Origin of the sequence: Kitasatospora putterlickiae, from assembly GCF_039527695.1 — a bacterium.
In the GTDB taxonomy this organism is placed as follows: Bacteria; Actinomycetota; Actinomycetes; order Streptomycetales; family Streptomycetaceae; genus Kitasatospora; species Kitasatospora putterlickiae.
This window is the reverse complement of the sequence record NZ_BAAAKJ010000125.1, coordinates 43,821-47,585: the sequence shown is the minus strand read 5'-3', so window position 1 is coordinate 47,585 and position 3,765 is coordinate 43,821. Positions and strand designations below refer to the sequence as shown.

The window sequence follows — 3,765 nt, the reverse complement described above, 5'->3', positions numbered from 1 at the left end:
CGGGCGCCGCGAGCGGCGGCGGCGCCGATCGCGTCGAGCAGTGCCGGCTCCGGGCGGGCGCCGACCTGGTGCCGGTGTGGACGGCGCGGACCGCGCAACCGCCCGAGGGGCTGGCGGAGGCGCTGACCACGGCGTCCGCGACGGGGCGGCCGGTCGCGCTGCTCACCGAGCACTGGCTGGCGCGTGACCACGGCCTGCGGGCGGGGGCGCGGCTCCGGCTGCTCACCACCCACGCCGGCGACGACGTACCGGCGGTGACGGCCCCCGGCGGACACCACGTGCACCTGCCGCCGGACGCCGACCTGCTCCAGCTCTCCCAGGCGGTGCGTCTCCTGCTGGGCATGGACGAGGACCCGGCCGGGGAGTCCGGCGGGGGCCCCGGCCGCGGTGGCGCGACCGCGCGGAGCCGGCGATGAGCGCGCGGCCCGCGCCGAGCTGGCGGCCGGCGCTGCTGGGGGTGCCCGCCGGTGACGGCACGGTGCGCTGCGAATTGTGCCCGTTCCGGTGCCGGCTGCCCGAGGGGGCCCTCGGCAGCTGCCGGGTGCGCCGCAACCGGCGGGGAACGCTGGAGACGGCGAGCTTCAGCACCGCCGTCGCCCATCTGGACGCGATCGAGCGCAAGCCCTTCTACCACGTCCGCCCGGGCTCGCGGGTGCTCACCCTGGCCCCGCCCGGCTGCACCTTCCGCTGCGACTACTGCGTGAACCACCGGCTGTCCCAGTACGGCCGGGAGGACGACGTGCCGTGGACCGGCGAGACCGCCGATCCGGCCGCACTGGTGGCGCGCGCGGCCGCCGAGGGGGCGGACCTGGCGCTGTCGTACAGCGAACCCGGGCTGGCGCCGGAGCTGACCCTGGAGCTCGCGGAGCTCGCCCGCGCCGAGCGGATCCGGGTGCTGTGGAAGAGCAACGGGTTCCTCACGCCGCGGGCCGTCGACCTGGTCGCGCCGGCCCTGGACGCGGTCAACATCGACGTCAAGGCGGCCGACGAGGCGGCGCACCGGCGGTTGACGGGCGCCTCCCTCCGCCCGGTGCTGGACGCGGTGGAGCGGTTCCGGGCGGCCGGCGTCTGGGTCGAGGTCAGTACGCCGCTGGTGCCGGGCTGCGCCGACTCGCCGGAGCGGTTGGGGGCGATCGCGCGCGGGCTCGCCGCCGTCGACCCGGCCATGCCGTGGCACCTGCTCCGGTTCACGCCCGACTTCCGGATGGCGCGGGCCCTGCCGACGCCTCCGGAGCAGCTGCGGCGGGCCGTCGACGCGGCGCGGGAGCGGGGGCTGCGGTTCGTCTACGTGGAGCGGGCCCTGGGCGAGGCGGGGCGGTCGACGGCGTGCCCGGACTGCGGGACCGTGCTGGTGCGGCGCGGAGTGTGGCGGACCCTGGAGCACCGGATCGCGGACGGGGCCTGCCCCGGCTGCGGCGCGGTGGTCCCGGGGCGATGGAGGGAGTGAGATGGCACGGCAGGCGAGTGCCGGGCAGCAGCCGGACGCGGTGTTCGTCACGGACGTCCCGGACCTGATCCAGCCCGAGGAGTACCAGGACCACCCGGCGGGCCGCCTGGTGCGGCTGCGGATCACCGTCGGCGAGGGCGGCGTGGAGATCCTCGGGGACGCGCTGCGCCCCCGGGCGGTCGAGGAGGCGCTGCGGTGGCTGGAGGAGGGGCCGTGGGAGCAGATGCTGTGCGGCTGAGCGTGCGGCCCGCCGACGGAGACTCCGAGGTCGCCGACGTGGCGGCCTTCGACGCCGGGATGGCGGAGGGCCTGGACCCGCAGGAGGAGCGCGGCGCCCACGGCGACCAAGCGCTCACCCATGTGTCCTCGCCCTGGAACCACCGGCTCTGCGGCACCTGCGGGCACAGCTTCCGCCGGGGTGACCGGGTGCGGCTGGGCTCCGGGGCGGCCGATGTGGTCCACCTGGACCGGGGGCCGGGCTGTGGCGCCGCCGGGGGTCCCGGACCGGGAGCGGCGGCGGATCCGGACGCGGTCGCGGAGTTCGGCGCCGGTCTGCTGGAGGCCTGGCCGCCGCTGGACGGCGTCCCGGTCGAGGCGGTGGCCCCCGGGGACCCGCGGATCGCCGACCGGTCCCGGCACGGGGCCCGGCCGCCCAAGTGCCTGTACTGCGGGCACACCTTCCGGCCGCACGAGTGGGTGGTGCGCTGTCCGTGCCGGCCGGATCGGCCGGTCTGCCGGGCCTCGGTGCACCGGGACCCGGCGTCCGGCCTGGTCTGCTGGGAGAGCTGGAAGCCGGGCGGGCGGGTGGAGGTCTGCCCGGTGACGCTGACCCCGGTGCCGCCACCGGACCCGGCGGACGGCACGGCGGACGGCACGGGCCGGTGGCCGGCGTGAGCGGGCGCTTCCCGCGCGAGCGCCTGGTCCCCGGTTGGGACGTGGACGCGCTGGCGGCGGCGGCCGTGGTGGTGGTCGGCGTCGGCGCGCTGGGCAACGAGGTCGCCAAGAACCTCGCCCTGGCCGGAGTGGGGCGGCTGGTCCTGTGCGACCCGGACACCGTGGAGCCGGGCAATCTCAGCAGGTCGGTGCTGTTCCGTCCCGGGGACGCCGGACGGCCGAAGGTGGCCGCCGCGTCGGACGCCCTGCGGGCGCTGAGCGCGGGCCTGCGGGTGGCGGCCCGGCCGTACGAACTGCGGCATGGGGTGGGCCTGGGCGAACTCGCCGAGGCGGACGCCGTCGTCGGCTGCCTGGACACGCTGCGGGCGCGGATGCGGCTGCTGGGGCGCTGCGCGCTGGTGGAGGCCCCACTGGTGGACGGCGCCACCGGCCCGTGGGAGGGCGAGGTGCGGCTCCGGCTGTCCACCGAGGAGCCCTGCTACGGCTGTTCGCTGACCGCCCACCAACGCGGCGTCGGCGATTCGCCCTGGAGCTGCCGCGACCTGGGCAACGGACCGCTGGGGGCGGCCATCGGCACCACGGCCCTGGTGGCCGCCTGGATGACGCAGGCGGTGCTGGGGCTGCTGCTGGGCCGGACGCCGTCGTACCGGCTGCTGCGGATCGACGCGCCGAGCGGCCGCAGCGGCCCCGTCCTGCTGACCCGCGACCCGCACTGCCCGCACCACCGCCCGCTCGACGCCCCACCGCGCCGGCTGCCCTTCTCCCACGAAGTGACGATCCGTCAATTCCTTTCCGCGCTACCGCCGGACGCCGAGCCGCAGAGTTGGGTGGATTTCCCTGTTCGAACCCGCTGCCCGAGCTGCGGGGACTATGCTGAGCCTGCTCCGGAGCGGCCGGCGGAGACGGCGTCGATCGTCGAATGCCCCGGATGCGGGCAACGGTGCCGCCTGCGCCGGACGGTGCGCCTGCGGACCGCCCCCGGGTCGGCCCCGCTCGCGGGGCTCGGCGTCGCACGCGGCGAGATCCTGCCTGTACGGGACCCCGGGGGGAAGTTCACGTGGTATCAGCTGAAGGCCTGAGAGAGCCCGCGGACGACGGGGGCCGGCGGGTCGGGCCGGACATCCCGATCAGCTCCGACGACCGGTTCCGGTTGCAGGACACCCTCGCCGAGCTCTACCCCAACGACACCGCGGTGACCCGCATCCTGCGCCGGATCGAGTTCCCCAGCGGGCTGCGTCCCAGCGTCGCCGGTTCCACCTCCCAGGACGCCTGGGACGCGATCTTCTACGAGCTGGGCAACGGCGCCGCCGAGGCGCCCTACCGCAGGCTGCTGGAGTACGCGCTCCAGACCTTCCGCACCAACGCGGCCCTGGTGGAGCTGGCCACCCGTTACGGGCTGCGCCCGCAGGAGGGCGGACCCGCCC

Annotated in this window: 6 protein-coding genes; all 6 read left to right on the top strand. The window is 76.8% G+C overall.

What is annotated here, in order from left to right:
• Window positions 1-416: hypothetical protein (locus tag ABD308_RS13370; protein ID WP_344333022.1), on the top strand; the 416-nt coding region annotated here is incomplete at its 5' end.
• The gene (gene amrS, locus ABD308_RS13365) at window positions 413-1,447 is read left to right on the top strand and encodes an AmmeMemoRadiSam system radical SAM enzyme (protein ID WP_344333020.1); all 1,035 of its coding nucleotides are present in this window, start codon (window positions 413-415) and stop codon (window positions 1,445-1,447) included. The genes ABD308_RS13370 and amrS, both read left to right, overlap by 4 nt.
• 1 nt (window position 1,448) lies before the next feature.
• Window positions 1,449-1,685, top strand: coding sequence for a radical SAM-modified peptide, FtsH ternary system-associated (locus ABD308_RS13360; protein ID WP_344333018.1), 237 nt, complete (start codon window positions 1,449-1,451; stop codon window positions 1,683-1,685).
• Window positions 1,661-2,341 (top strand): hypothetical protein, encoded by a 681-nt coding sequence (locus tag ABD308_RS13355; protein ID WP_344333016.1) that lies wholly within the window; start codon window positions 1,661-1,663, stop codon window positions 2,339-2,341. Before ABD308_RS13360 ends, ABD308_RS13355 begins: the two co-directional genes overlap by 25 nt.
• A complete protein-coding gene (locus tag ABD308_RS13350) occupies window positions 2,338-3,420 on the top strand; it encodes a ThiF family adenylyltransferase (protein ID WP_344333013.1) in 1,083 nt (360 codons plus the stop codon). Before ABD308_RS13355 ends, ABD308_RS13350 begins: the two co-directional genes overlap by 4 nt.
• A partial coding sequence (locus ABD308_RS13345; protein ID WP_344333011.1) for an effector-associated domain EAD1-containing protein occupies window positions 3,399-3,765 on the top strand: 367 nt, incomplete at its 3' end. The genes ABD308_RS13350 and ABD308_RS13345, both read left to right, overlap by 22 nt.